The sequence below is a fragment of the Microbacterium sp. BF1 genome (assembly GCF_019279095.1).
GTDB lineage: Bacteria > Actinomycetota > Actinomycetes > Actinomycetales > Microbacteriaceae > Microbacterium > Microbacterium maritypicum.
The window spans coordinates 1-3,163 of sequence record NZ_JAGYWT010000284.1 but is presented as its reverse complement, the minus strand read 5'-3'; the positions used below and the strand labels follow the sequence as shown (position 1 = coordinate 3,163).

Annotated in this window: 5 protein-coding genes and 1 pseudogene; 4 read left to right on the top strand and 2 right to left on the bottom strand. The window is 68.5% G+C overall.

Annotated features, from left to right (window positions below):
* From KZA10_RS10565 to KZA10_RS10555, 3 genes are all read left to right on the top strand, one after another.
* Nucleotides 1-428: 3-keto-5-aminohexanoate cleavage protein (locus tag KZA10_RS10565; protein WP_218682847.1), on the top strand; the 428-nt coding region annotated here is incomplete at its 5' end.
* Between the two features lie 25 nt (nucleotides 429-453).
* A complete protein-coding gene (locus tag KZA10_RS10560; protein ID WP_141385535.1) occupies nucleotides 454-900 on the top strand; it encodes an NUDIX domain-containing protein in 447 nt (148 codons plus the stop codon).
* Entirely contained in the window at nucleotides 800-1,678 is an 879-nt protein-coding gene (locus KZA10_RS10555) for a CDP-glycerol glycerophosphotransferase family protein (RefSeq protein ID WP_306300808.1), read from the top strand. The genes KZA10_RS10560 and KZA10_RS10555 overlap by 101 nt, the downstream gene beginning before the upstream one ends.
* A gap of 15 nt (nucleotides 1,679-1,693) precedes the next feature.
* On the opposite strand, the gene KZA10_RS10550 is transcribed toward KZA10_RS10555, so the two are convergent.
* Together KZA10_RS10550 and KZA10_RS10545 are read right to left on the bottom strand one after the other, a co-directional pair.
* Nucleotides 1,694-1,837, bottom strand: a complete 144-nt coding sequence (locus tag KZA10_RS10550) for a hypothetical protein (RefSeq protein WP_374196578.1) — start codon at nucleotides 1,835-1,837, stop codon at nucleotides 1,694-1,696.
* 5 nt (nucleotides 1,838-1,842) lie between these two features.
* A complete protein-coding gene (locus KZA10_RS10545; RefSeq protein ID WP_308289640.1) occupies nucleotides 1,843-2,253 on the bottom strand; it encodes a DUF2207 domain-containing protein in 411 nt (136 codons plus the stop codon).
* A 95-nt stretch (nucleotides 2,254-2,348) separates the two neighbouring features.
* Here KZA10_RS10545 and KZA10_RS10540 point away from each other — a divergent pair.
* Nucleotides 2,349-3,163, top strand: a pseudogene (locus KZA10_RS10540) (hypothetical protein); the annotation flags it as partial.

Below are 3,163 nucleotides of genomic sequence, written 5' to 3'. Positions count from 1 at the left end.
AGCTGCCTGATCACGCGTCGGTCAACTGGCACGAGGCCGGCGCCGACGAGGTGGCCGCGCTGCTGCTGAAACGAGGTGTCGCGGTCGAGGCGGGGCTGTGGGATGCGGCAGGTTTCGAGGTGTGGAAGCGATCGCCCGTCAGAGGGGAGTGCCTGCGGGTGCTCATCGAGCTTCCCGACGAGCCGACCGACACGCTGCGCGACCACGCCGAGGGAATGATCGCCCACGTCGAGCTCGAGGAGCCCGACCTGCCGATCCTGCTCCACGGGGAAGAGGGTTCGACGTGGCCGGTGTTCGACCTCGCGGTCGAGCTCGGCGTGGCGTCGCGGATCGGGTTGGAAGACACCCTGCTGCTCCCCGACGGTGCGACGGCACCGGGCAACGCCGCGCTCGTGCGGGCGGCTGTGGCGAGGCTACGGGGAGTCTGACCGCCCTGCGACCTAGACTCCCGCCATGCCGTTCTCCGATTACGTCCAGTCGATCCGTGCCCGGATCGGTCATGACCTTCTGCTGCTGCCCGGGGTGACGGCGGTGATCCGCGAGGGGGATCGCTTCCTTCTCGCGCGGACGGCGGGCTCAGACGAGTGGGGCCTGCTCGGCGGGGGTGTCGAGCCCGGCGAGGATCCGGATGAGGCGATCGTGCGGGAGCTGCAGGAAGAGATCGGTGCGCGCGTCCGCGTCACCGGAATCGTCGGCGCCTACGGTGGGGAATCGCTCGTCGTGACGTACCCGAATGGCGATCGCGTGTCGTACGTCTCGACCGCGTTCGCGTGCGAGCTGCTCGACCTACCCGTCCCCGATGACGACGAGGTCGTCGAGGTCGGATGGTTCACGCGGGCCGAGATCGCAGAGCTGCCGCATCCGCTCTGGGTGGATCGGATGCTGGCCGACGTGCGGTGAGAACCACGACGCCCCGCCGACATTGCCGGCGGGGCGTCATGGTGAGTGCGAGAGGCACCCGGCGTCGGTCGTGAAGGAATCCCGGCGCTGGGACGTTCTGTTGGCCCAGAACACCTATTCCGAGCGCATCCTGCGCAAGGCGTACGCCTTCTTCGGGCGGCCGATCTGGGTGGAGGGATACCCCCGCAACGATGCGCTCACCAACGGCGACCCTGCCGAGGTCCGCGCGGCGTTGGGGATCGGGCCCGAGGAGCGCGTGCTCCTGTACGCACCGACCTGGCGCGATGACCGTGCCGAGATGGTCGACTTCGTCGATGCGGAGCTTCTGGCGCACCAGGCGAACGCCGTGGTCCTCGTGCGCGGTCACTCCCGCACTCTGGAACAGGGACGCGATCGCGCGGGTGCACGGGTCATCGATGTGACCGGGTACCCCGAGACGGCACGGCTGCTTCTGGCGGCAGACGCCCTGATCACCGACTACTCCTCGGTGATGTTCGACTTCAGCGTCACCGGAAAGCCGATGTACTTCCTGGTGCCCGACATCGATCACTATCGCGGACAGCTGCGCGGGTTCTACTTCGACCTCGCGGAGCGCGCACCCGGTCCGCTCGTGCGCACTCAGGAGGAGCTCGCGGCCGCTCTGGACGACGCGGGCCACGTGGACGCGTACGCGGATCGCTATGCGGCCTGGCGGAAGCAGTTCAACTCCCGCGACGATGGTCATGCCGCGCAGCGTGTGGTCGACCGCATCCTCGATCTGGGGTTCGTCACGCCCTGAGTCCGCGCGGCCGCGTCAGGGGAGAGGTGTGTTCCGGGTGCCGAGGCGCGAGGCGTCGACGGTGTCGCGGGCACCGCGCAGCACACCACCCAGGAAGCCCAGGCCCCAGGAGATGTGCATCGTCGGCAGCACCAGGAGCGTCCACGCCCGCTGGCGCACGCCCCCTACCGCGTGGCTCCGTTGAGCTCCGCGCTCAATGCGGGATCGAACACGACTTCGGCGCGGAAGCGGTCGATGGGCTGCGTGCTGTCGAGGGGGAGCAGATCCCAGTAGAACTCGTCGGCCGGGGGAGCGGATGATCCCGCCGATGGAGCGGTCGCGAGGATCACATCGCGCATCTCGTACTCGATCACATAGGTCGTGAGCCCTCGCACGAAGTCATCGTCGTTGCCCGTGAGCACGTAGAGGAGGCCGTCTTCCTCGTCGGTCTCATACGGCACGTCTGCGCCGTTCTCATCGGTCACCGACAGGACCGAGGTCTCGGTGCTCGCCCCCTCGTACGACGTCACGAGTCCGCGGACGATGCCGTGGTTCTGGTCGAAGTCCGGGAAGTCGGCGACCAGGGTCTCGGTCACCCGCATGCGAGCACGGCCCTCGTTGTCGAGACCGATCTCGTAGACGGCATCCCACGAGCTGTAGGAGAAGTCGTCGACATCTGCAGCTCGCGGCGATGGTGCAGGCCTGGAAGGGCACGCTCATCGTCGTCAGTCACGACCTGTCGTTGCTCGAGCTGATGGATGACACCGCCGAGCTGTACGCCCAGACGCTGAGCGTGTTCGGTGGCCCCTATTCGCAGTGGCGCGCCTGGCTGGACGCCGAGCAGGATGCCGCGAGACAGGCCGAGGTCACCGCCGCCCAGGCGTTCCGCAAGGAGAAGCGCCAGCGGATCGAGGCCGAGGTGAAGCTCGCCCACCGCACCCGCACCGCGAAGAAGGCGGAGATCGAGAAGCGCGTCCCGAAGATCGTGGCGCACGGCCGCAAGATGGCCGCCGAGGTCTCAGCGGGCAAGCTCCGCACCGAGGTCGGGGCGAAGGAGGATGCCGCACGATCGGTGCTCGACGAGGCCGGGCGACGTGTGCGCTCCGACGCCTCGATGAAGATCGAACTGCCCGATCCGCAGGTGTCGCGCAGCCGCCGTATCGCGACGATCGGCGATCACGAGCGGGCCTGGGTGATCCAGGGGCCGGAGCGTGTCTCGCTGATCGGCCGGAACGGTGCCGGGAAGACCACGCTGTTGGAGCGGTTGATCGCCGCCGGTGTTCACGACTCGGAAGGAACGGCTCCCGACGGGCCAGAGGGGGCGGAGCGCGTCGGATCCGGGACGGAAGCCCTGGGTCGTGCGCGGCCGCCTTTGCATGCCGAAGCCCACACCGATCTGATCGGCTACCTGCCGCAGCTCCTTCTCCGGCACGTGCGGCGCCGCGGCGGCGATGTTCTCGAACACCGACCGCCGCTCGTCGAGGCCGTCCACGCGTTGCGGCAGGT